16 protein-coding genes are annotated in these 22,141 nt (G+C 75.0%); 14 read left to right on the top strand and 2 right to left on the bottom strand.

Annotated elements, in window-relative coordinates:
- Positions 1 to 147: 147 nt before the first annotated feature.
- The 7 genes from E1B22_RS06015 (at position 148) to E1B22_RS06045 (ending at position 10,437) form a co-directional block, all read left to right on the top strand.
- Entirely contained in the window at positions 148 to 864 is a 717-nt protein-coding gene (locus tag E1B22_RS06015; RefSeq protein WP_243123784.1) for a TetR/AcrR family transcriptional regulator, read from the top strand.
- Between the two features lie 82 nt (positions 865 to 946).
- Complete coding sequence (locus E1B22_RS06020; protein ID WP_135224955.1) at positions 947 to 1,753, top strand: electron transfer flavoprotein subunit beta/FixA family protein; 807 nt, start codon at positions 947 to 949, stop codon at positions 1,751 to 1,753.
- Positions 1,754 to 1,781: 28 nt separating this feature from the next.
- Positions 1,782 to 2,738 (top strand): electron transfer flavoprotein subunit alpha/FixB family protein, encoded by a 957-nt coding sequence (locus E1B22_RS06025; protein ID WP_135224956.1) that lies wholly within the window; start codon positions 1,782 to 1,784, stop codon positions 2,736 to 2,738.
- Positions 2,739 to 3,423: 685 nt separating this feature from the next.
- Complete coding sequence (locus E1B22_RS06030) at positions 3,424 to 5,559, top strand: (Fe-S)-binding protein (protein WP_135224957.1); 2,136 nt, start codon at positions 3,424 to 3,426, stop codon at positions 5,557 to 5,559.
- 262 nt (positions 5,560 to 5,821) lie between these two features.
- Positions 5,822 to 7,603, top strand: a complete 1,782-nt coding sequence (locus E1B22_RS06035; protein ID WP_135225982.1) for a long-chain fatty acid--CoA ligase — start codon at positions 5,822 to 5,824, stop codon at positions 7,601 to 7,603.
- 880 nt (positions 7,604 to 8,483) lie between these two features.
- Positions 8,484 to 9,035: an acyl-CoA thioesterase gene (locus E1B22_RS06040; RefSeq protein WP_243123786.1), complete on the top strand. Its 552-nt coding sequence runs from the start codon at positions 8,484 to 8,486 to the stop codon at positions 9,033 to 9,035.
- A 307-nt stretch (positions 9,036 to 9,342) separates the two neighbouring features.
- Complete coding sequence (locus E1B22_RS06045; protein WP_135224958.1) at positions 9,343 to 10,437, top strand: GNAT family N-acetyltransferase; 1,095 nt, start codon at positions 9,343 to 9,345, stop codon at positions 10,435 to 10,437.
- A 115-nt stretch (positions 10,438 to 10,552) separates the two neighbouring features.
- Here the strand turns inward: E1B22_RS06045 and E1B22_RS06050 are convergent, their stop codons facing one another.
- Complete coding sequence (locus E1B22_RS06050; RefSeq protein WP_243123787.1) at positions 10,553 to 11,104, bottom strand: PaaI family thioesterase; 552 nt, start codon at positions 11,102 to 11,104, stop codon at positions 10,553 to 10,555.
- 694 nt (positions 11,105 to 11,798) lie between these two features.
- Here E1B22_RS06050 and E1B22_RS06055 point away from each other — a divergent pair.
- The 4 genes from E1B22_RS06055 to E1B22_RS06070 all read left to right on the top strand — a co-directional run bounded on the left by E1B22_RS06055 (position 11,799) and on the right by E1B22_RS06070 (position 16,671).
- Positions 11,799 to 13,088 (top strand): ABC transporter substrate-binding protein, encoded by a 1,290-nt coding sequence (locus E1B22_RS06055; RefSeq protein WP_135224960.1) that lies wholly within the window; start codon positions 11,799 to 11,801, stop codon positions 13,086 to 13,088.
- Positions 13,089 to 13,372: 284 nt separating this feature from the next.
- Complete coding sequence (locus E1B22_RS06060) at positions 13,373 to 14,344, top strand: ABC transporter permease (RefSeq protein ID WP_135224961.1); 972 nt, start codon at positions 13,373 to 13,375, stop codon at positions 14,342 to 14,344.
- Between the two features lie 280 nt (positions 14,345 to 14,624).
- Positions 14,625 to 15,437: an ABC transporter ATP-binding protein gene (locus tag E1B22_RS06065; RefSeq protein WP_135224962.1), complete on the top strand. Its 813-nt coding sequence runs from the start codon at positions 14,625 to 14,627 to the stop codon at positions 15,435 to 15,437.
- Positions 15,438 to 15,600: 163 nt separating this feature from the next.
- Positions 15,601 to 16,671, top strand: a complete 1,071-nt coding sequence (locus E1B22_RS06070; RefSeq protein WP_135224963.1) for a cation diffusion facilitator family transporter — start codon at positions 15,601 to 15,603, stop codon at positions 16,669 to 16,671.
- A 9-nt stretch (positions 16,672 to 16,680) separates the two neighbouring features.
- Here the strand turns inward: E1B22_RS06070 and E1B22_RS06075 are convergent, their stop codons facing one another.
- Entirely contained in the window at positions 16,681 to 16,875 is a 195-nt protein-coding gene (locus E1B22_RS06075; RefSeq protein WP_135224964.1) for a YHS domain-containing protein, read from the bottom strand.
- A 136-nt stretch (positions 16,876 to 17,011) separates the two neighbouring features.
- On the opposite strand from E1B22_RS06075, the gene rlmD reads away from it, so the two are divergent.
- The 3 genes from rlmD (at position 17,012) to E1B22_RS06095 (ending at position 22,071) form a co-directional block, all read left to right on the top strand.
- Positions 17,012 to 18,694 (top strand): 23S rRNA (uracil(1939)-C(5))-methyltransferase RlmD, encoded by a 1,683-nt coding sequence (gene rlmD / locus E1B22_RS06080; RefSeq protein ID WP_135224965.1) that lies wholly within the window; start codon positions 17,012 to 17,014, stop codon positions 18,692 to 18,694.
- Between the two features lie 142 nt (positions 18,695 to 18,836).
- On the top strand, positions 18,837 to 19,790 hold the full coding sequence (hemQ, locus tag E1B22_RS06085) for a hydrogen peroxide-dependent heme synthase (RefSeq protein ID WP_243123788.1): 954 nt from the start codon (positions 18,837 to 18,839) through the stop codon (positions 19,788 to 19,790).
- Between the two features lie 277 nt (positions 19,791 to 20,067).
- Positions 20,068 to 22,071 carry an amidase gene (locus tag E1B22_RS06095; protein ID WP_243123789.1) on the top strand — a complete coding sequence of 668 codons (2,004 nt, stop codon included), beginning with the start codon at positions 20,068 to 20,070 and terminating at the stop codon, positions 22,069 to 22,071.
- The last annotated feature ends 70 nt before the right edge of the window (positions 22,072 to 22,141 follow it).

Genomic DNA, 22,141 nt, shown 5'->3' on the forward strand with positions numbered 1-22,141 from the left:
CGGGGTGGGCGCGGTTCGCGGCGAGATCGCGAGACGCCTGCGGCGTGCGGTGGGTGGACGGTGTGCCTGGAAATTTTTTATGCGCGCCGCTCGACCGAACGGTCGGTAGGGACGCGGCGACCGACCGCCCTGCAGGGAGGCGACGGCATGGCCAGCCGCGAGCAGGAGATCCTCGACGCGGCACGCAAGTTGTTCCGCGAGAAGGGCTACTACGCCACCACGATGCAGGACATCGCCGACGCGGTGGGGCTGCAGAAGGCCTCGCTCTACCACTACATCCGCAGCAAGGAGGCGCTCCTGCTCAAGATCGCGGGCGAGACCATGCGGCTCTTCCACGCGGAGCTGGATCGGATCGAGGCGGCGGGGGGGAGCGCAGCCGATCAGCTGGCGGCGGCCATCCGCGCCCACGTGCGGGTCGTGGCCGAGCACCAGGAGACGCTGACGGTGCTCTTCCGGGAGTCCCACGCCCTGCCGCCGGAGCACGCCGAGAAGGTGCGGGGCGAGACCGGCCGCTACACGCGGCGGCTGACGGCGTTGATCGCCCGAGGGGTGGCGACGGGCGAGTTCCGCCCGGTGGATCCCGGCGCCGCCTGCCTGGCCATCCTCGGCGCCTGCAACTGGATGTACCGGTGGTACAGCGCCGACGGTCGGCTCTCCCCGGCACAGATCGGCGAGCAGTTCGTCCAGGTGATCCTGCACGGGCTGCTGGCGCCGCGGGGCGACGACCGCCCGGCGGGGGAGCCGTCCCCACGGCCGGCCGCTGCCCGGTCCGGCGCCAACCGGCCCACCGCAGCGGGCGGCGAGGCGGTCCGGAGCATCCCGGCCTTGGACGCCCCAGGGCCGGCGGGGCCGCTGGGCGCTTGAACCCGACGGGCGCCGCCGCCCGTCGAAGTGCCGAAACGCCCCTACGGGAGACACACCCCTACGGGAAAGGTGGGAAAGCCGGATGGGTTGGAACGTGGTGGTGCTGCTCAAGCCCATCCTCGACCCGGAGCTGCCGGCGCGCAAGTTCCGGGTGGCGGCGGACGGCCGCCGGCCGGAGCGGGGCGACGCGCCGGTGGTCATCAACCCCTTCGACCAGAACGCGCTGGAGCTGGCGCTGCAGCTCAAGGACAAGGGCGCGGCGGCCACGGTGACGGCGATCAGCGCCGGCGGCGCCGAGGCCACCGACGGGCTGCGCAAGGCGCTGGCCCTCAAGGCGGACCGGGCCGTGCGGGTGGAGCTGGACGGCCTGGACCTGCCGGATGCGGCCACCACGGCGCGGGTCCTGGCGGCGGCGGTGCGCAAGGTCGGCGATGTCGACCTGGTGCTGGCGGGTCGCCAGGCGGGCGATTGGGACCAGGGCCAGGTGGGCTACCTGCTGGCGGAGGAACTCGGCTGGCCGTGTGCCGCCCTGGTCCAGCAGATGGAGCCGGCGGGCGACGGCCTGCGGCTGGTGCGGGAGGCGCCGGCGGGCCGGGAGGTGCTGGAGGCCCGGCCGCCCCTGGTGGTCACCGTGACCAACGACGACAGCAACGTGCTGCGCCTGCCCAAGGTGCGCGACGTGATGATGGCCAACCGCAAGCCCATCGACCAGTGGACGGTGGCGGACCTGGGGCTGGATGCGGCGGCCCTGGCCGACGAGGCGGCCAGCGAGGTCCTCGCCCTGCGGATCCCCGAGCGCAAGACCGAGTGCGAGATGATCGAGGGCGACGATCCGGCGGCGGTGGCCGCCACGCTGGTCCGGCGGCTGCGGGAGCTCAAGGTGCTGTGACGGGTGGGCTCCGGGAGGAGGGCGGTCGATGATCCTGGTGGTCCAGTGGGGTGGCAAGGCGCTGAGTCAGGCCACCGCGGAGCTCTTGGGCGGCGCCCGGCAGCTGGCCGGGGACGGCGCCGTGGCCGTGGTGGTGTTGGGGCCCGATGCCCGGGAGGCGGCGGCCGAGGCCGGGGCCTACGGCGCCCGGGCGTACGCCGCCGGGGGCGATCTCGAGGCGTACGGCGGCGAGGCGTACGTGGCCACGCTGGCGGCGGCCTGCGAGAGCCTGAAGCCCCAGGTGGTGCTGATGCCCGCCGACCCGCGCGGCCGCGAGGTGGCGCCCCGCCTGGCGGCACGGCTGGGCGGCGCGGCGGTGACCGACGTGATCGAGGCGCGGCGCGACGGCGACCGCATCGTCTGGTCGCGGCCCGTCTTCGGCGGCAAGGCCATCGCCGACGTGGTCCTGAGGCGCTCGCCGCAGGTGGCCACCGTGCGGCCGGGCTCCTTCCCCGCGGCGGAGAGGGCCGGTTCGTCCTCGGTGGAGGTCGAGGCGCTGACCGTCACCGGCACCGACCGGCCCCTGCGCCGGGTGGAGGTCAGGCCCGCGGCCGAGGGCGGGGTGCGCCTGGAGGAGGCGCGCATCGTCGTCTCGGGCGGCCGGGGGCTGGGCGGCCCGGAGGCCTTCAAGGACCTGGAGGAACTGGCCCGGCTCCTGGGCGGCGCCGTGGGCGCGTCGCTGGCGGCGGTGGACGAGGGCTGGGCGCCGCCCGAGCGGCAGGTGGGGCAGACCGGCAAGATCATCGCCCCGGATCTGTACATCGCCATCGGCATCTCGGGCGCCAGCCAGCACCTGGCGGGCATCGCGGGGGCCAAGACCGTGGTGGCCATCAACAAGGACCCCGAGGCGCCGATCTTCGAGGTGGCGCGCCTGGGCGTGCCCATGGAGTACCAGAAGGTGCTGCCGCACCTGATCGAAGAGGTCCGCAAGCTCAAGGCCAGCTGAGGGCGGGCGGGACGAACCGGCCGTGGCCCGGCCGGTTCGTCCCGCCGCCACCCGCCAAGGCGCGGCGCCCGCCGGGCCACGCCGGACGCCATGGTATGCGGGCCGCCGAGCCATGTTGGACGCTTTGGTGTGCCGCCCGTCGTGGCCTGCCGCCCGCTGGGGTGTACGGGCCGCACCGGGCGACGCCGGCCGCCGTGGCACGCACGGCGCCGGGGACGCGCCGGATGCCGTGGGGGCGGGCCAGCGGGGCACGCCCGGCTTCGTCGCCCGCCGTGGGACGCCGGCTCCGCGGCGTGCCGGGCGACGCAGCGTGCCGGGCGACGCGGCGCGCCGGCGCTCGGCAGGAGAGGGCGGGGTGCCGGCCGGCTTCACCCCGCTTGGCCGGCGCGACGAGGGGCGCTGCGGCAGCGGGCTGCGGCAGCGGGGGGCGGGGCGCGGTGGCGTCCAGCCGCCACGCCGGCCCGAGGAGGCCGCGGCCCAGGCCCGCGGGGTCCCGGGGTCGGCGAGGCGCCAGCCCCCACGGCGCCCGCGGTGGGCCGGGGGGCGGACGCCGCGGTGGGCCTGTGGCCGGGATGATCTGCCCGCGCCCGCCCGGGGTGGGTCCGGCGGGCGCCTTGGGCCGGCTTGGGTCGGCGCAGCGGCCGTCCTGGGCCGGCGCGCCGGGATGGAGCGAGGGGGGAGGAGCATGCCGGAGGCGATGCCTGCCGTCGCCGAGGCGACCCGCGAGGTGCAGTGGAACGTCCCCCACGGCTTCGTGTGGGTCATGTACATCAGCATGGCCGTGGCCCTGGCGATCATGGGCTACGGGGTCTGGCAGCGGGTGCGCACGTGGCTGGCGGGCAAGCCGGAGGTGCGGTGGGATCGCCCCGGTCAGCGCCTGCGTCGGGTCCTGGTCCACGCCCTGGGCCAGGGGCGCCTGCTCAAGGAGCGGCTGCCGGGCATCGCCCACGCCTTGCTGTTCTTCGCCTTCATCGTGCTGTTCATCGGCACCCTGGTGGTGTTCGTCCACCACGACCTGGGCATCCCCATCCTGCGGGGCCGGTTCTACCTCTACTTCCACAGCCTGACCCTGGACGTCTTCGGCGCCCTGGCCACGGTGGCCCTGGCGGTGTTCTTCTGGCGGCGGTACGTGATGCGGCCGGGGCAGCTGGAGAAGGGCAAGCGGGCCGACTTCCTGCTGCTCTTCGGGCTTCTGGTCATCATGGTGACCGGGTTCGTCCTCGAGGGGATCCGGCTGGTGGTGACGGCCGATCCCTGGGCGCTCTGGTCGCCCTTCGGCTACCTGACCGGCCTCGCCCTGGCGGCGGTGCTGCCGTCGGAGGGCGCCCTGCGGGCGGTCCACGCGGGCACGTGGCTGCTGCACATGTTGACCTGGCATGCGTGGATGGCCGCCCTGCCCTACAGCAAGGCCTTCCACCTGGTGACGGGGCCGCTGAACGTCTTCTTCAGCAACCTGGACGCCAAGGCCGAGCCCAAGCCCATGGACCTGGAGGACGAGAGCGCCAGCCTGGGCGCCCGCACGGCGCTGGACCTGACCTGGAAGCAGCTCCTCGACCTCGACGCCTGCACCGAGTGCGGCCGCTGCGAGGCGGCCTGCCCCGCCTTCGCCGAGGGCAAGCCCCTCTCGCCCAAGCGGGTGATCCTGGACCTGCGGGACCACGTGCGGGCCCACCGGGATGAGCTCTTGCGGGCCAAGGCGGCCCAGCTGGCCGGCGACCAGGAGACCTATGACAGCATCGTCCAGCACCTGCCCATCCTGGCGGGCGGCGTGATCCGGGAGGAGACGCTGTGGGCCTGCACCACCTGCCGCGCCTGCGAGGAGGCGTGCCCGGTCTTCATCGAGCACGTGCCGACGATCCTGGAGATGCGCCGCTACCTGGCCATGGAGCGGGCGGAGATGCCCGAGACCCTGGCCAGCGCCATGGAGAGCCTGGAGACGCGCCAGCACCCCTACCGCGGCGCCACCGCCGACCGCACCGACTGGTACAAGGACCTGCCGGTGCGCACCATGGCCGAGGTGGAGGACCCCGAGGCGATCGAGTACCTGTACTGGGTCGGCTGCGCCGGGGCCTTCGACGAGCGGGCGCAGAAGGTGGCCCGCGCGCTGGCCCGGGTGATGGCCAAGGCGGGCATCCGGTTCGCCGTGCTGGGGCCGGAGGAGCAGTGCACCGGCGACCCGGCCCGGCGCAGCGGCAACGAGTACCACTACGAGATGCTGGCCCGCGCCAACGTGGAGACCCTGAACGGCTACAAGGTGCGGCGCATCGTCACCCACTGCCCCCACTGCCTGCAGCAGCTCAAGCACGAGTACAAGCGCTTCGGCGGCCACTACGAGGTCATCCACCACAGCGAGCTGGTCTTCCGGCTGATGGAGGAGGGCAAGCTGGAGCTGGCCCGCGAGCTCTACCGGTCGCTGCGGGTGACCTACCACGACCCGTGCTATCTGGGTCGCTACAACGACGTCTACGACGCCCCCCGCGGCGTGCTGGACGGCCTGGGCACCCGGCGGGTCGAGATGGCCCGCTCCCGCGAGCGCAGCTTCTGCTGCGGGGCGGGCGGCGCCCACATGTGGTTCGAGGACAAGCAGGGCGGCAAGATCAACCGCAACCGGGCGGAGGAGGCCGTGGGCACCGGCGCCGACGTGGTGGTGACCGGCTGCCCCTTCTGCCTGGCGATGATGGAGGCGGGCATCAAGGGCGTCCCCGGCGCGGAGGAACGCGGCGTCAAGGTGCGCGATTTCGTGGAGCTGGTGGACGAGGCGCTGGCGGACCCGGTGGGGACGGGTCCGGCCGGCGCCTCCCAGGACGAGGGCCGGGCTTGAGCGAGCCGGCGATCCGGCGGTCGCGCTGGAGGAGCGCAGACCGCCGGTCGAGGTGAAGGACGCGACCCGGGGCGGATCGGCACCGGGGAAGCGAGACGGGCCCCCGGCGGGGAGTCGCGGAGAGCCGGGGGCGGGGGAGGGGAGTACCGTGGCGGATACCGTGGCAGGGCAGGCGGGCGCTCCACGGGAGGCCGGGGCGGCGTCGTTCCCGTGGCTGCGCTTCTACCCCGAGGGCGTCCGGGCGCACCTGGACTACCCCGACATGCCCTTGTACGGCCTGCTGGAACGGGCGGCGCGGGAGCGGCCCGAGCATCCCGCCGTCGTCTTCTTCAACCGCACGTTGACCTACGCCCAGCTCAACCACGCCGCCGACCGCTTCGCCCGCGCCCTGGTGCGCCTGGGCCTCCGGCGCGGGGACCGGGTGGCCCTGATGCTGCCCAACTGCCCGCAGTTCGTCATCGCCTACTATGGGATCCTCAAGGCCGGCGGCGTGGTCGTCAACCACAATCCGCTCTACACCGCGCGGGAGCTGGAGTTCCAGCTCAACGACTCCGGCTGCCGGCTGCTGATCGCCCTGGACATGACCTATCCCACCGTCCGGGAGGCGCGGCCGCGGACGCAGCTGGAGGCGGTGATCCTGACGCGCATCAACGAGTACATGCCCGGGCTGCTGCGCCTGCTCTATCCGCTCAAGGCCCGGCGTGACGGGACCTGGCCGACCATCGCCCCCGGCGACCGCGTGCTCTGGTTCCAGGACCTCCTGGCCGGCCGGGGCGGCGAACCCGCCGCGCGGTCGACGGCGGAGGGCGGGGCCAGCCGGGACGCGGGGGAGCCGCGGATCCCGGTACCGGTCGATGCCGACGACGTGGCGCTGCTGCAGTACACCGGCGGCACCACCGGCCGGCCGAAGGCGGCGATGCTCACCCACCGCAACCTGCTGGCCAACGCCCTGCAGACCGCCGAGTGGGTGCTGCAAGGCAAGGTCGACGAGGGGCCGCGGCACCGGATCATGGGCGTCATCCCCTTCTTCCACGTCTACGGCATGACCACGGTGATGAACCTGGCCATCGCCATCCACGGCACGATGATCCTGCTGCCACGCTTCAACGTCGACGACGTCCTCAAGGCCGTCGCCCGCTACAAGCCCACCATGTTCCCCGGCGTGCCGACCATGTACGTGGCGATCCTCAACCATCCCAGGCTGCGCCAGTACGACTTCTCGTCCATCGAGTCGTGCGTCAGCGGGGCGGCGCCGCTCCCCCTGGAGGTGCAGGAGCGCTTCGAGCGGCTGACGGGCGGGTCGCTGGTGGAGGGCTACGGCCTGACCGAGGCCTCACCCGTCACCCACGTCAACCCCACCGGCGAGGGCAAGCGCAACGGCACCATCGGCATCCCCCTGCCGGACACCGAGGCGCGCATCGTCGACATCGAGACGGGTACCCGGGTCCTGGGGCCCGGCGAGGAGGGGGAGCTGATCATCCGCGGGCCCCAGGTGATGAAGGGCTACTGGAACCGGCCGGAGGAGACCGAGCGCGCCCTGCGGGACGGCTGGCTCTACACCGGCGACATTGCCGTGATGGACGAGGACGGCTTCTTCCGGATCGTGGACCGGAAGAAGGAGATGATCATCACCGGCGGCTACAACGTCTACCCGCGCGAGGTGGAGGAGGTCCTCTACCAGCACCCCAAGGTGCTGGAGGCGGCGGTGGTCGGGGTCCCCGACCCGTACCGCGGCGAGATGGTCAAGGCCTTCGTCGTGCTCAAGCCGGGGGAGACGGCGACCGAGGAGGAGATCATCGCCTTCTGCCGGGAGCGGCTGGCGAAGTACAAGGTGCCGCGGGCGGTGGAGTTCCGCAGCGAGCTGCCCAAGAGCCTGATCGGAAAGGTGCTGCGGCGCGTGCTGGCGGAGGAGGAGCGCCGGCGGGCAGCCGGAGGCGGCGCGGCGGGCGCGTCGAGGACGCCGGGGGCGTCGGCGCCGGCGGCGCCGGTCCCCGAGGGCACGGGCGTGCAGGAGGGATCGGACGAAGCCGGCCGTGGCGCATGAGGTGTCCGCCGCCGGGCCGTGCTATCATGGGCGGCGAAGGGCGCAGCGCCGTCGAGGCGCAACCGCGGGAGGGGCCGGCGCTGCCGGCCCCTCCCGCGCAGGCGGGGTGAGGTCCATGGACGGCCGCGAGGCGCGGGATGGGACGCAGCCGCCGGCCAACCGGAGCGGAAGTCCGCCGCCGGCTCGCCAGGGGGAGGCCGCAGCGGCCCCGGGCGAAGCCCGGGCGACCGCGTCTGCGGACGCGGCACCGGCAAGCGGGCGCCCGGGGCCGGTGGCTGGCACCCGTCCGCTGGAGCCCGCTTCCTCCGCGACGGGGCCCTCCACGGGCCCGGTCCCCGGGGCGTCGCCACGGCCGCCGCGCGGCACCAGGCCGGCCAGCGCCGGCTCATCACGGACGGCAACGGCGGAGGAGGCGGCGTCCTCCAGCGGCTGCCCCGGCTCCGCGGCGGAGACCCGCCCGCTGGAACCGGCACGGGGATCCGGCACGGCGGCGGATGAGCATCGCCCAGCCGAAGGGGCCAGTTCGCGCCCGGCGGAACCGGGGCGTCGGCCCGGCATGGCGCCGGACGAGCATGGCGCAGCCCAAGGGGCGGATTCGCGCCCGGTGGAATCGGTCGGTGGGTCCGGCACGGCGGGGCGCTCTGGAGGCTCGGCCCCTGCGGCCGCGGCGACGGCGGTGCCCGACGCCGCGGCCGCGGGCGACGGGCCCGTGCCGTACCCATGGCGCCCCCGCGTTGCCGCGGAGCAGGCGGCCCCTCCCGCCGGCGGCCCCGGCCCGGCGCCGGCCGGAGCCCGTGCCGAAACCGCCCCGACGGGCCATGCCGACCCGGCCGCCGAGGTCATGCCGCCGGCCCGCCCCGCCCGGGAGTCCCGGGTCGAGATGACCGAGCTGGTCCTTCCCAACGACGCGAATCCCCTGGGGAACATCCTGGGCGGCAAGGTCATGCACCTGATGGACATCGCGGGTGCCCTGGCGGCGGCCCGGCACTCGCGCCGGGTCTGCGTCACGGCGTCGGTGGACAGCATCGACTTCCTGCACCCGATCCGCGTGGGTGAGGCGATCCAGGTAGTGGCCCAGGTGACCGACGCCGGCCGCACCTCCATGGAGGTGCAGGTCGACGTCTACAGCGAGAACCTGCGCACGGGCCAGCGCCGCCACACGGCCACGGCCTTCTTCACCTTCGTCGCGCTGGACGAGGGGGGCCGGCCGACGCCGGTCCCCGCCGTCATCGCCGAGACGCCCGAGGAGCGACGCAGGCAGGCCGAGGCGCGACGGCGCCGCCAGGCGCGGCTGGCGCGGGTCGGCCGGCTGGTCGAAGAGCAGGCGGAGCCCGCCCAGGGGCCCGGCCGGACGGCGGGCGTTCCCGCCCGCCGTCCGGGGAGCGGCCCGGTGGGAGACGGCGAGGAGGCCGGCGGCGGAGACCGGCCCTGACGGGCCCGGTGCCGGACCGGCGGCCGGGGGAGGCCGCCGGTCCGGCGGGGGCTCCCGCCCGCGGATGCGGCGGGGCTCGCGGCCGCCGGTCCGGCGGGGGCCGCCATCGCTGATCCGGCGGCGCATGGGGCGGATCCCGATCGTCCGTCCGGCGGGGCTCGCGACTGCTGATCCGGCGGGAGCCCCGAGCGCTGGCGCGGCGGGGTGGTGCCGCGGCAGCGGGCGATGCGGGTCGCCCGGCGGACGGCCCTGCGCCGTGCAGCCTGCCGGTGGGCCCCGGAGGTGGGGCGGGGAGGCGAACCGAACCGTGGAGCCGGAGATCCGGCCCCTGGAGTCCCACGACGAGCTGTCGCAGGCCGAGGCTCTCGAGCGGGTGGTCTGGGGCGGTCCGCCCATCGTCCCGGCGGCCACCATGCGAGCCGTGCTCGAGGTGGGCGGCTGCGTCATGGGGGCGTGGCTGGACGGCGAGCTGGTCGGCTTCTGCTTCGGCTTCCCCGGCTGGCGTCGGCGGCAGCCGGTTCCTCCCGGTCTGGACGAACCCGCCCCCGACCCGCCCCTCGGTCCTGCGCCGCCCGTCCCGACGCCGCCCGGGCCGGGGGAGGGCACGCCGGCCCGGCCGGCGTCAGCTGACCCCGCGAAGGGCGAGGAGCGGGAGCCCGTCTTCCACTCGGATCTACTGGCCGTGCGACCCGATCTCCGGGACCGGGGGATCGGCCGGCGGCTGAAGCTGGCCCAGCGCCAGTGGGCCCTGGCGCAGGGGATCCACCTCATCACCTGGACCTACGACCCGTTGCAGGCGCGCAACGGCTACCTGAACCTCACCCGCCTGGGCGGCGTCGTCCGCCGGTACGTGCGGGAGTTCTACGGCACGCTGGACGACGAGCTGAACCGGGGGCTGCCGGCCGATCGGGCGGTGGTCGAGTGGTACCTCCGGAGTCCACGGGTGAGCCGCCGCGCCGCGGCCGCCGGCGTGGTCGAGGCGGGCAGGAGGGGCGTCGAGCCGGCCCCACGAGGGGCGGGAGGGGCCGGGGAACGCGGCCGCGGCGGCGAGGCTGCTCCCGACCAGGGGGCGCGCCCGGCTGCCGAGGCACGCCCAGGGGCCGACGCCGAGGTGCCGGTGCTCAACCGGCTCCGGGATGCCGACGGCATCCCGGAGCCGGTGGGCTGGCGGCCGCCCCAGGGCGAGCCCGCGGTGGGGGTTCGCATCCCGGCCCAGTTCGCCGCGTGGCGCCAGGGCCGACCCCACTGGGGCCTGGCCTGGCGCTACCACCTGCGGGAGGTGCTGGAGGCCTGCCTGGCCGCGGGCTACCTGATGGACCGGTGCATCCCGCCGACGGGTCTGGGGGGCGGATCCGCGGGGCCGACCGCCTTGTACGTCCTGACCCGGCGGGCGAGCCCGTGAGGCCCGTCGTCCCTCGCCGCCCACCTGTCCCCCGGTGCCGGGGTCGGTCTCCAGGTGATGGCACGCCGAAGGCCCGCGTGGTCCCTCGCCGCCCGCCTCTCCCCCCGGTGCCGGCTCACCCTTCCCCTTGGCCCGGCGAGGCCCCCGTCATGGTCGGCGGCGCCGGCACGGCCACGACGCGGCCGCGGGCGCAGAGGACGCCGTTCGCGTAGAGCTCGCTCTCCACCACCGCCTTGCGCGCACCGAGCTCCACCACCCGCCCCCGCACCACCAGCTCCGGCCCCAGGGGCGTCGGTCGCAGGTAGTCCACCTGGAGCGAAGCGGTGACGCAGCGTGGCACGGGTTCCGGGTCCCCCAGGCGATGGCCGTCCCGGTGGTACAGGGCTAGGGATGCCGTCGCCATGCTGTGGCAGTCGATCAACGAGGCGATCAGGCCGCCGTAGACGTATCCCGGTACCGCCATGTGCTCGGGACGGGGGCGGAAGCGGGTCACCGTCCCCTCGCCGTCCCAGTGGGTCTTGAGGCCGAGGCCGGCCGGGTTGTGACGGCCGCAGCCGTAACACCAGGCGAAATCGTCGGCGTACCGGTCCTGGACGGCGATCGCTCCCGCCGGCGGCCGGCCCTCCCCAGCCGCCGGCGGGCTCTGGGCGCCTCGATCCGCGGTCACCTTCTCGACCCCCCTGCCCATGCGGGCGCTCCGGCGTGTACCGACCCGCGACCCGATGCCGACCTGCCGACGCCCGGTTCAGCGAATGCGACGCCGACATGCCGACACGCGACGCGCGCCCGGCCGCCGGCCTGCCTCGAGGCGTGGCCCCGGCGGGCGCCCCTCCTGGGTGCGACGGGCGACTTCTGCTTCGGAGGGGCGACTTCCACCGCCGCCGGGCGCCCCTCCTGCGTGCGACGAGCGACTTCTGCTTCCGACGGGCGACCCCTCCCGCGTGCGACGGGCGACTTCCGCTCCCGCCGGGTGCTCCCCTGCCTCCGTTGGACGGCCCCCGTCCCGCGCCGGATGATCGCCCCCGCGGCGGGTTCCAGCCGGCCCCCGCGGCGGGTTCCAGCCGCCCCCGCGGCTGGTTCTGGCCGGCCCCCGCAGCTGGTTCCAGCCGCCGACCAGGCCTCGACGGCGGCCCGGCTTCGCGTCGGCCCTGCCTTCGGCCCCCGTCTCGTCCACCCAGACCCCCTGCGCGCGCACCCCCGTCCAGCCCGCCCGTCCCGGCCCCGCCGCGTCCGCCGTCCTGCACACCCGCCCATGGCCACGGCATATCGTGGGGTAGTCGTCACGGCCGGGACGTCAGGATTCCTGACACGGTCCCGTGACACGATCCCGGTCCATGGAGTCTCGACGGGGGGTCCGAGGCATGAGGGGAATCGACCGAGGCGGGGCGGTGGCGGCCGCTGGCGCCTGGGAGAACGAAGCGGCGCCCGGTCCGGTGCAGGGGCCGGTGCCCGGACCGACCAGCCGGCGCACGGCCCGCCGGGCCGGCGGCGCGGGCCGCGTTCTTCCCGCGCTGGTGGCCATCCTGATGGCCGCCCTGGTGCTGGCGGCCTGCGGGAGCGCAGGCGGACCCGGTGGCGGGACCGCGCCGGGTGCGGCGACGGGCGGGTCGGACGGGGGTGCGGCCGGCGGGTCGAGCGGCGCCGCCGGGGACTGTAGCCGGCGACCGGGCCTCGCCGGGGTGCCGCCCCTGCCGCAGGAGGTCACGGTCAAGATCGCGGAAGACGGCGCCCCCTCGGGAGCGGGCTTCTACATCGCCACCGAGAAGGGCTACTTCCGTGACCTGTGCATCAAGCCGGAGTTCGTCACCTTCGAGTCGAGCGCGTACATGCTGCCGGCCCTGGCCGCCGACCAGGTCCAGGTGGCCGGCGGGGTGCTCAGCGTCGGGCTCTGGAACGCCATCCAGAGCGGGCTCGACCTGCGTCTCGTCGCCACCAAGGGCGAGAACATCCCGGGGCGTTCGTACTTCAACCTGACGGTGGCCGCCGACAAGGCCGATGCGATCAAGGACTACAAGGACCTCAAGGGCAAGCGCATCGCCATCACGGCGGAGGCCTCGCTGGACGAGCAGTTCGTCGACCTCGCCCTCCAGCACGCGGGCCTCAGCCGCGACGACGTGGAGTACGTGATCATCAAGTCCTTCGGCGACATGAACGCCGCCCTGGCCAACGGGGCCGTCGACCTGGCGATGCACATCGAGCCCTTGATCACCCAGGCGGAGGCCCAGGGCATCCTCAAGCGCTTCGGCGACGCCGCCCGGGACTACGCCCCCGGCTTCCAGATCGCCGAGGTGCTGGCGAGCCCGCGCTTCGTGGCCGACAAGGAGCTCTCCCAGCGCTTCATGCTGGCCTACGTGAAGGCCCTGCGGGACTACAACGACGCCTTCGTGCAGCGGGACGAGGCGAAGATGGCCGAGATCATCCCGATCATGACCAAGTACACCGCGCTCAAGGACCCCGAGCTCTGGAAGAAGGTGTACGTCCCGGGGTTGAATCCCGATGGACGGCTCAACGTGGAGAGCCTCAAGGCGCAGCTCGATTGGTACCGCGAGCGGGGCTACTTCACGGGCGAGATCGATCTGGACGCGGTGGTCGACCAGTCGCTGGTGGAGTACGCGGTGCGGGTCCTCGGTCCCTATGAGCCGGGGAAGTAGGGCGCACGGCTGGCGCCGGGTGCCGGGTGAAGCTTGGGGGCGGTCGCAGGCGGCTGGGGGTGTCCGGGTCCCACTCCCGCGGCCCGGCGGCCGCTCCCGTTCCCGTCGGCGATCCCCGCCCACCCCGCCGTCGTCGGCGTCGCCGCCGTCCGGTCCACGCTGCGACGGCGCCGGATCGGGGGCCTCGGCCGTCGGCGGGAGGGGGATGGCCCCCGGGGGGTCGCGGTCGCCGGCGCGGACCCGGCCCCGCGGCGACCGAGCGCTGCGGACCAGGGGGGAGTGCCATGAGCCGTTGGCAGCCCGGTCAGGGCGACGGTCGACCCCGGTGGCGGGTAGCCGGCCGGCTGGCGCCGGTGGTCGATCGATCCGATGGATCGTCCGCGAACCCGCGGGCCGTGGCCCCGGTGGAGCCCGCGGTCACCGGGGACGAACGCGGCTCCGCCGACCCGCGGCACCGGCGGGGCCGGCGGCAGCAGCACGGCCGCCGGCCCCGCCGCGGACCGGTGCTGGACCGAGAGCGGTGGCTCTCCATCGTCAGCCCCATCGGCCTGCTGCTGATCTGGGAGGTGCTGGTGCGGCTGGGCTGGTTGGACGTCCGGTTCTTCCCGCCGCCCAGCCGGATCGCCGTCCGCTTCGCCGCCATGGTGGCCGACGGCACCCTGGTCCAGCACCTGGGCATCAGCCTCTTGCGGGTGCTCCTCGGCTTCGCAGCGGGCGCCGTGCCGGCGGTGGTCCTCGGCCTGACCATGGGGCTGTTCCCGGTGGTGCGGGCGGTCCTGGAGCCCGTGGTGGCCGCGATCTATCCCATCCCCAAGATCGCCCTGCTGCCGCTGCTCCTGATGATCTTCGGCGTCGGCGAGACCTTCAAGGTGGTCACCATCGCCCTGGGCTGCTTCACCCTGGTGCTGGTGAACACCGTGGCCGGCGTGGTCAACATCGAGCGCATCTACATCGACGTGGCGCGCAACTTCGGCGCCTCGCGCCTGGACTTCTACCGCACGGTGGCGTGGCCGGGCGCCCTGCCCATGATCTTCGCCGGCCTGAAGCTGGGCATGGGCGTGTCGCTGCTGCTCATCGTGGCCGCGGAGATGATCGGCGCCCGCAGCGGCCTGGGCTACCTGATCTGGAACTCCTACCAGGTCTGGGACATGGCCGCCATGTACATCGGCCTGGTGCTGATGAGCTTCTTCGGCTACGTCTTCACGATGGCGCTCAACGAGCTGGAACGGGTGGTGCTGCCCTGGCGGCCCCGGTAGCGGCGCGGGCAGGGACGGGCGCACACCGGCGCGGCGGGAAGCTGGCCGACCACCGCCGGACGCCGCGTCGTGGGGCGTGCCACGTCCGGACCGGGCCGCTGGGCCCTCTGTGGCGCCCCGGCCCGGGGGCGCGGCAGGGCGGTCCGCGCGCGGGTGCGGCCGGCGGCGGGGATCGTCCCGACGCGACCCACGCGCCGGCGGCGGGCCTCGGGCGGCGAGGGTGGGTGGACGGCCCGGCTTGGGAGCGGCGTGGCGAGGGACGGCTTCAGGGGGGATCGCGATGACCACACCGTGGAAGATCCGGATTCGCGGCCTGCGCAAGGAATTCGCCACCCGGCGGCGCGTGATCACCGCCCTTGACGGCGTCGACCTGGAGGTCGCCGAGGGCGAGTTCGTCTGCCTCGTCGGCCCCTCCGGCTGCGGCAAGACCACCCTGCTGCGCATCCTGGCCGGCCTGGAGACGCCGACGGCGGGCACCATCGAGGTGGCGCGCCGTGATCCCTCCCGGCCCTTGCAGGCCATGGTGTTCCAGGAGCAGTCGGTGTTCCCCTGGATGACCGTCCGCCGCAACATCGGCTACGGCCTGGCCCTCCGGCGGGTGCCCCGCGCCGAGCGGGAGCGCATCGTCGACCGCTACCTCAAGCTGGTGGGCCTCGAACCCTTCGCCGACGCCTACCCCCACCAGCTCTCGGGCGGCATGAAGCAGCGGGTCAGCGTCGCCCGCGCCTTCGCCGTCGACCCCGAGATCCTGCTGATGGACGAACCCTTCGCGGCCCTGGACGAGCAGAACAAGCTGCTGCTGGCCGAGGAGCTGTTGCGCCTCTGGGAGTCCAACCGCAAGACGGTGCTCTACGTCACCCACTCCATCGACGAGGCGATCCACCTGGCCGACCGCATCGTGGTCTTCACGGCCTCGCCGGGGCGGATCAAGGCGGAGGTGCCGGTGACCATCCCGCGGCACCGCGACCTGGACAGCCTGCGGGCGCACCCCGCCTACGCCGCCATCTACCAGCGGGTCTGGCAGGCCCTGCGCGACGAGGTGCTGGCCGCACGCCGGCACGAGGAGCGGGAGCGGGTGGCCGGACGGCGGTAGCCGGTTCGTCCGGCGGGAGGGGGTGCCATCGCCCCGCTGGCGGAGGCCAAGGCGGGGCGCTATACTGGAACCGCTGCGGAGGGAGGCCGCGGGGGCGCGGACCTCCCTCCCGCCGTGTCTGGGAAGTTGCACGACCGCAACCTTCTTGCGGGGAGGAAAGTCCGTGACGGGTGGGGTGCGGGACCGGGGGTTCCAGACGGTGGACCCTCGTGCAGCCAGCCTGCGAGGGGCCTGGCTGGGCATCGCCGCCTACGCGCTGCTGAGCGCGGTGAAGATCGCGGTCGGCTGGCGGGCGGGCTCGCGGGCGGTCCTGGCCGACGGCCTCAACAACCTGACCGACGTGCTGGCGTCGGTGGCGGTGCTGTGGGGCATCCGGGCGGCGGCCCGGCCGGCCGACGCCGAGCACCGTTACGGCCACGGGCGGGCGGAGACCGTCGCCCAGCTGGTGGTGGGGACGGTGATGGGGCTGGTGGGGCTCGACGTTTGCGTCGGCGCCCTCCAGGCGGCGCTCACCCCGCGGCTCGAACCGCCCGCGCCCTATGCGGCGCTGGTCGCCCTCGCCGCGGCCGCCGTCATGGCCGCAGTCTACCTCTACAACGGCGCCCTGGCGCGGCGCACCGGCAGCCTGGCGCTGCGGGCCGCCGCCCGCGACCACCGCGCCGATGTCCTGGTCAGCCTGGGCACGGCGGTCGGCATCTGGGGGGCCCAACGGGGCTGGCCCTGGCTTGACCCCGTGGCGGGCATGGTGGTCGGCGTGCTGGTGGTGCGCACGGCCTGGCGGTTGCTGGTCGAGGCCACCCACGACCTGCTGGACGGCTTCGAGCCCGAGCGCCTGCAGCGGCTGCGCAGGCGGATCGCAGGGGTGCCGGGTGTCCAGGGGGTCCGGGACCTGCGCGGACGGCGCCTGGGCAAGGCGTCCGCCATCGACGTGACCATCACCGTCGATCCCGACCTCACCGTGGAACAGTCCCACGCCGTGGCGGACCGGGTCGAGCAGGCGCTGCGGCGCGACCCCGACATCCAGCTGGTGCACGTGCACGTCGAGCCCCACTCCGCGCCGGCCGGCCGCCCCCCCGTCGGGACCGCCGCCGCGGATGTCGGTGCGCCCGGCTCCGGCGGCCGAGGGGAGCGCGGCGATCGCCCCCTCCCTCCGGGGGATGGCGGTCCGTCGGGCACGAACGACCCGCCCGGCGACCCCACGGCCCCCGGTGGCCGGTCCGCGGCCCGGTCGTAGGCCGGCGCCTCAGCCGTCCCCGTGGACCGCGTCGTGGTGCGCCCCCGGGGCCTGGAGGTACCGCTCGGGATCCCGCTCGAACTGCTTGCGGCAGTACGGGCAGCAGAAATAATAGGTGGTGCCGCGGTAGACCACCGTCTCGACGCCCATCTCCTCGGCGGTCGACTCGTCGATGGTCATGCCGCACACGGGATCGACGGCCACGGTGACACCGCCTCCCTGGATTCGCGAAGGGCCCCGGTGCGGCGGCGCTGCCGCGCCCGAGGCGGATCGCCCTAGGGAGGGTTTTGGCGCCCCGTTGCGGCATCCCTGCCAAGCCGCGGGGCAGGAGGAAGATGTCATGGCCCGCCAACGGACCCAGCCAGCGCCCCTCGAGCCCGGCCAAGTGGTGGAGCTCGAACCCCACGGCGTCGCCGCCGGCGGCGACGCCGTGGCCCGGTACGACGGCATGGTGGTCTTCGTTCCTTGGGTGGCGCCCGGCGACCGCGTGCGCGCCCGCGTGACGGAGGTCAAACGGCGGTTCGCGCGGGCCCAGCCCGTGGCGGTGGTGGCGCCCGGGCCCCACCGCGTCGAACCGCGGTGTCCCTTCTTCGCCCGCTGCGGCGGTTGTCGGCTGCAGCACCTCGCCTATCCCCAGCAGCTGGCGTGGAAGCGCCAGATGGTGATCGACGCCCTGGAGCGCATCGCCCGGATCCCCTCGCCACCGGTGGCGGAGGCGGTGGGGATGGACCCGCCCTGGCACTACCGCAACAAGGCCGCCATCCCCGTGCGACGGCTCCCGTCCGGCCGGGTGGCCATGGGCTTCTTCGCAGCCGGGACCCACCAGGTGGTCGACCTGGGGTGGACGGGCTGCGCCATCCAGCACCCGGTGATCGACCAGGTCATCGCCGCCCTCCGGCGCTGGTTGGAGGAGGACCCCGACGGCCGGGCCACCTCGACCTATGACGAGGCGCGCCATGAGGGGCTGCTGCGGCACCTGGTGGTCCGGGTGGGCCTGCGCAGCGGGGAGGCGCTGGCCGGCCTGGTGGTCAACGGCGACGGCCTGCCGGGCGAGGACCGGCTGGCTCGCTACCTGCGGCGGGAGGTCCCCGCCCTGGTCGGGGTGGTGAAGAACGTGAACCGCCGCCCGGGCAACACGATCCTCGGCCCGGAGACGCACCCCCTCGACGGTCGGCCCTGGATCGTCGACCGGCTGGGCGGCCTGCGCTTTCGCATCAGCTTGACGTCGTTCTACCAGGTGAACCCGATCCAGGCCGAGCGCCTCTATCGCCTGGCCCTGGACCACGCCCTGGGCGAGCCGGCGCCGGGCGCCCGGGACGGCGACTTCTGGCTCATCGACGCGTACGCCGGGATCGGCACCCTGGCCTTGCTGGCGGCGGCCCTCCTGCGCGCTGCCGCGGCCCGCCACCGGCCGGGCGCCGGCCGGTGGCGGGTGACCGCCATCGAGGTGGTGCCGGAGGCCGTCGCCGACGCCCGGATCAACGCGGCCCTCAACGGCCTCGCAGGGGTGGAGTTCCTCACGGGCAGCGTGGAGGAGGTCCTGCCGCGGCTGGCCGCGGCCTTCCGCCGCGGGGAAGGGGGGCAGGGCCGTCCTCCCGCGGCGGAGGCGGCCACCGGACCCGACGACGACCCCCCCGTCCCCGCTGCCGGGGACGACCGGCGCCGTCCAGACGTGATCATCCTGGATCCGCCGCGCAAGGGGTGCGATCCCGCCGCCCTCGCGGCATGCCTCGAGCTGGCGCCGCGTCGGATCGTCTACGTCTCCTGCAATCCCGTCACCCTGGCCCGGGACCTGGCCGTGCTCTGCGCCACCGGATCGCCGGCCGCGCCGCCCCTGCCCGCAGCCGTCGCCGGTTCGGGGACGGGGAGGCCTGGCGCCGCCCGCAGCGGGCACCTGCGGTCCCGCTACCGACTGGTGTCGGTTCGTCCGGTGGACATGTTCCCGCACACGGCCCACGTCGAATGCGTGGCCCTCCTCCAACGGGACGAACCGGCTCCTCCCACGGGACGAACCGGCGAGTGATGGGGGCGGGGCAGCCGGGCCCGGGGCGGACGGGCGGGACGTCATGCGGACGCCACCGTCCTCGGGTCCGCGCCCGATGGGGGGACGGCCCTTGTCCGGGCGCACCCCTTCTGCCATGCTCGTGGCGGTGAGGTGGATGTCCATGCACTCCGTTGGCGACATCACGCCGCCCGTCGGCGGCGGGGCGGCCGCTGCCGGGTCCCGCCCCGCGTCGGCCGGTGCGGAGGCGGTCTCCCGAACCGCCGGGCCCGCGGCCGATGGACGCCACGACGAGGTCGCGACCGAGGGGGCGGGCGAGACCCAGAACCGGCCGCCCTTCACCCTGGAGGGCTGGTTCGTCCTCCACGACTTCCGCCGCCTGGACTGGCGGCGCTGGAAGTCGCTGGAGATCGCCCGCCGGGCGGCCATTGCGCGGGAGGCGGCGGCGTTCTTGCGCCGCGTGACGGCGGCGGCCGACACCGGCGAGGGGGCCAGCGCGCTGTACCGGGTGGTGGGCCACAAGGCCGACCTCCTCTGGCTCCACTTCCGGCCCACCCTGGAGGCCCTCGGCGACCTGGAGACCGCGCTGTCCCGCACGGCGCTGGGCGACTACCTGCAGCCCGCCTACTCCTACGTGTCGGTGACCGAGCTGAGCTTCTACCGTGCCGGTCCCGGGGGTCCCGAGCGGGACGTCCGCCACGAGCCCTTCGTCCGGGGGCGCCTCTATCCGGCGATCCCGCCGGCTCGCCACGCCTGCTTCTACCCGATGAACAAGAAGCGCTCTGGGGCGGACAACTGGTACTTGCTCCCCTTCGAGGAGCGCGGCCGCCTGATGCACAGCCACGGGCTCATCGGCCGCAAGTACGCGGGGCGGGTCACCCAGATCATCAGCGGCTCGGTGGGCCTGGACGACTGGGAGTGGGGCGTCACCCTGTTCGCCGACGACCCCGTGGACTTCAAGCGCGTGGTCTACGAGATGCGCTTCGACGAGGCCAGCGCCCGCTACGGCGAGTTCGGCCCCTTCTACGTCGGCGTCCGCACCGATCCGGACGACCTGGTTCGCTTCCTGTGTCCCGAGGCGGCCGGCGAGGTGGCCGCCGAAGCGGAAGGCCGCTGAGAAGGGTGCCCGGCGCTCTGGATCGACGGTGGGCCTGAGGAGGGTGCCGGGCGCTCCGGGATCGGCGGGGCGCTGGGGCAAGGTGCCCAGTGCCCCCGGATCGCCGGGGCGCCTGAGGAGGGTGCCCAGCGCCGCCGGGACGGCCGCCGCCGCCCCATCGGCAGAGGTGGGTTCGCGGGTGTGCCCGTCCCGAGGCTTCCGGTTGCCCCCGGCCGGGTAGGGACGGGCCGGCCCGTCACGAATTCCCAGGCAAAGGCGTGGCAACGGGGGTGTGCTCTTGGAAGAGCTCGTCCGCTCCATGGCTGAACAGCTCTTGCGCCGCGGCTCGGTGGACGACGAGGTGATCCGGGAGACGGCGGCCCGCCTGGAGGGGCTGGTTGCCCGCCTGCGGGCCTTTGGCGAGGAGGTGCTGGGCGAGACGCTGCCCGCCATGGCCTTCGACCCGGGCCACCCCGCCTACCGCGTCGCGCCGGGGTTGCCGGTGGCGGCCCTCGAGCGCCTGGGCGCGACCGGCGGGACGGGATACGGGGCGGCGCGGCCGGTTGCACGACCCGCGGGGGCGGACGGGGCGGCCCGACCCGCGCCTCGCCCCGCCGCCGGAGAAGGGACGACCCGGCCGGTCCCCGGCGCCATCGCGGCGGGCGGGACCCTGGCCGGGCCGGCGGAGCAGGCTCCAGGGGGCGCTCCCGTCGCCGGGACGGCAGAGCCGGTCCCAGCGGGCGGGCCCGTCGCCGGGCGGGTCGAGCCGGCCCCCGCGGCCGGTGGCCGGGCCCATGGCGCGCCGCCGGGGCAGCCCTGGGCCGCCCCCGGCCGCCGGGTCATGGCCGGCGGACCCCTGGCCGGGATGAGCGCCGGGGAACTGGTCGAGGCCTTCCGCACCGGCCGGCTCGGGGTCGAGGAGGTGACCCGGTACGTTCTCCAGCAGATCGAGGTCCTGGATCCGCACCTCCATGCCTTCGTCACCGTGACGGCCGAACAGGCCCTCGAGGCCGCCCGCCACCGCGACGCGGAGCTGGTGCGTTGGCGCCGCGGCGGGGGCGAGGCCGGGGGTGGCGGGGGCGAGGCGCCGGGTCCCCTGTTCGGCGTGCCCGTGGCGCTCAAGGACCTGATCGACCTGGCCGGTGTGCCCACCACGGCCGGCTCCCGGGTGCGGGCCGGCCACGTGGCGCAGGCCAGCGCCACCGTGGTCCGGCGGCTCGAGGCGGCGGGCGCCGTGATCGTCGGCAAGACGGCGACCCACGAGTTCGCCTTCGGCGCCACCACCGACACGCCCTTCCACGGACCCGTGCACAACCCGTGGAACCTGGAGCACTCGGCGGGCGGTTCCAGCGGCGGATCCGGCGCGGTGGTGGGGGCCGGCCTCTTGCCCGTCGCCCTGGGGACCGACACCGGCGGCTCCATCCGCATCCCCGCCGCCGCCTGCGGCACCGTCGGCCTCAAGCCCACCTACGGCCGGGTCAGCCGCCACGGGACCGTACCGCTGAGCTGGTCCCTGGACCACACCGGTCCCCTGGCCGCCACGGTGGCCGACGCGGCCCGCGTCTTGGAGGTGCTGGCGGGACCCGACCCCCTGGACCCCGCGGCGCTGGGGGCGCCGGCGCGGGGCCTGGTCCAGGCGGCCGAGGCGGGGGCGACCGGGGACCTGCGCGGCCTGCGCATCGGTGTGTTGGCCGACTGGGCCCGCGACCGCATCCATCCCGAGGTCGAACAGGCCTTCCGCGGCGCTCTGCGTCAGCTGGGGGACATGGGTGCGGAACTGGTGGAGATCGGGGACGCCGACCTCCCTCCGGCGGGGGTGCTGACGCTGGTCAACCGCCTCCTGGCGCTGGCCGAAGGGGGCGCGTACCACGCCGCGACCCTGGCCCGTCGGGCCGGCGACTACAGCCAGGAGGTGCGGATCCGGTTCGAGCTGGGCCAGTTCCTGCTGGCCCGCGACTACCTGCTCGCCCAGCGGCTGCGGACGGAACTGGCTCGCCGCGCCGCCGCGGTGATGGAGCGATGCCACGTGCTGGTGGTGCCCACCCTGCCCATCCCGGCTCCTCGCCTCGGCCAGGCGACGTGGACGCCCGCTGGGGCCGAACCGGAACCCGTCCCCGAGGCGCTGATCCGGCTGACCGCGCCGTTCAACGTGACGGGGCAACCGGCCCTGTCGGTGCCCGTGGCCGTCGGCGCCAGCGGCCTGCCGCTCGGGGTGCAGGTGGTGGGCCGCGTCCTAGACGAGGCCACGGTGCTGCGGGTGGGCGCGGCGCTGGAGCAGGCCCGCGGCCCGCTGCCGCGGTGACGGCGGCGGCCTCCGTGGCCTGGGGCGCCGGCAATGCGTGGACAGGGCCCGGCCCACCGCCCCACCGCGC

It is taken from the genome of Thermaerobacter sp. FW80, from assembly GCF_004634385.1.
Lineage (GTDB): Bacteria > Bacillota > Sulfobacillia > Thermaerobacterales > Thermaerobacteraceae > Thermaerobacter > Thermaerobacter composti.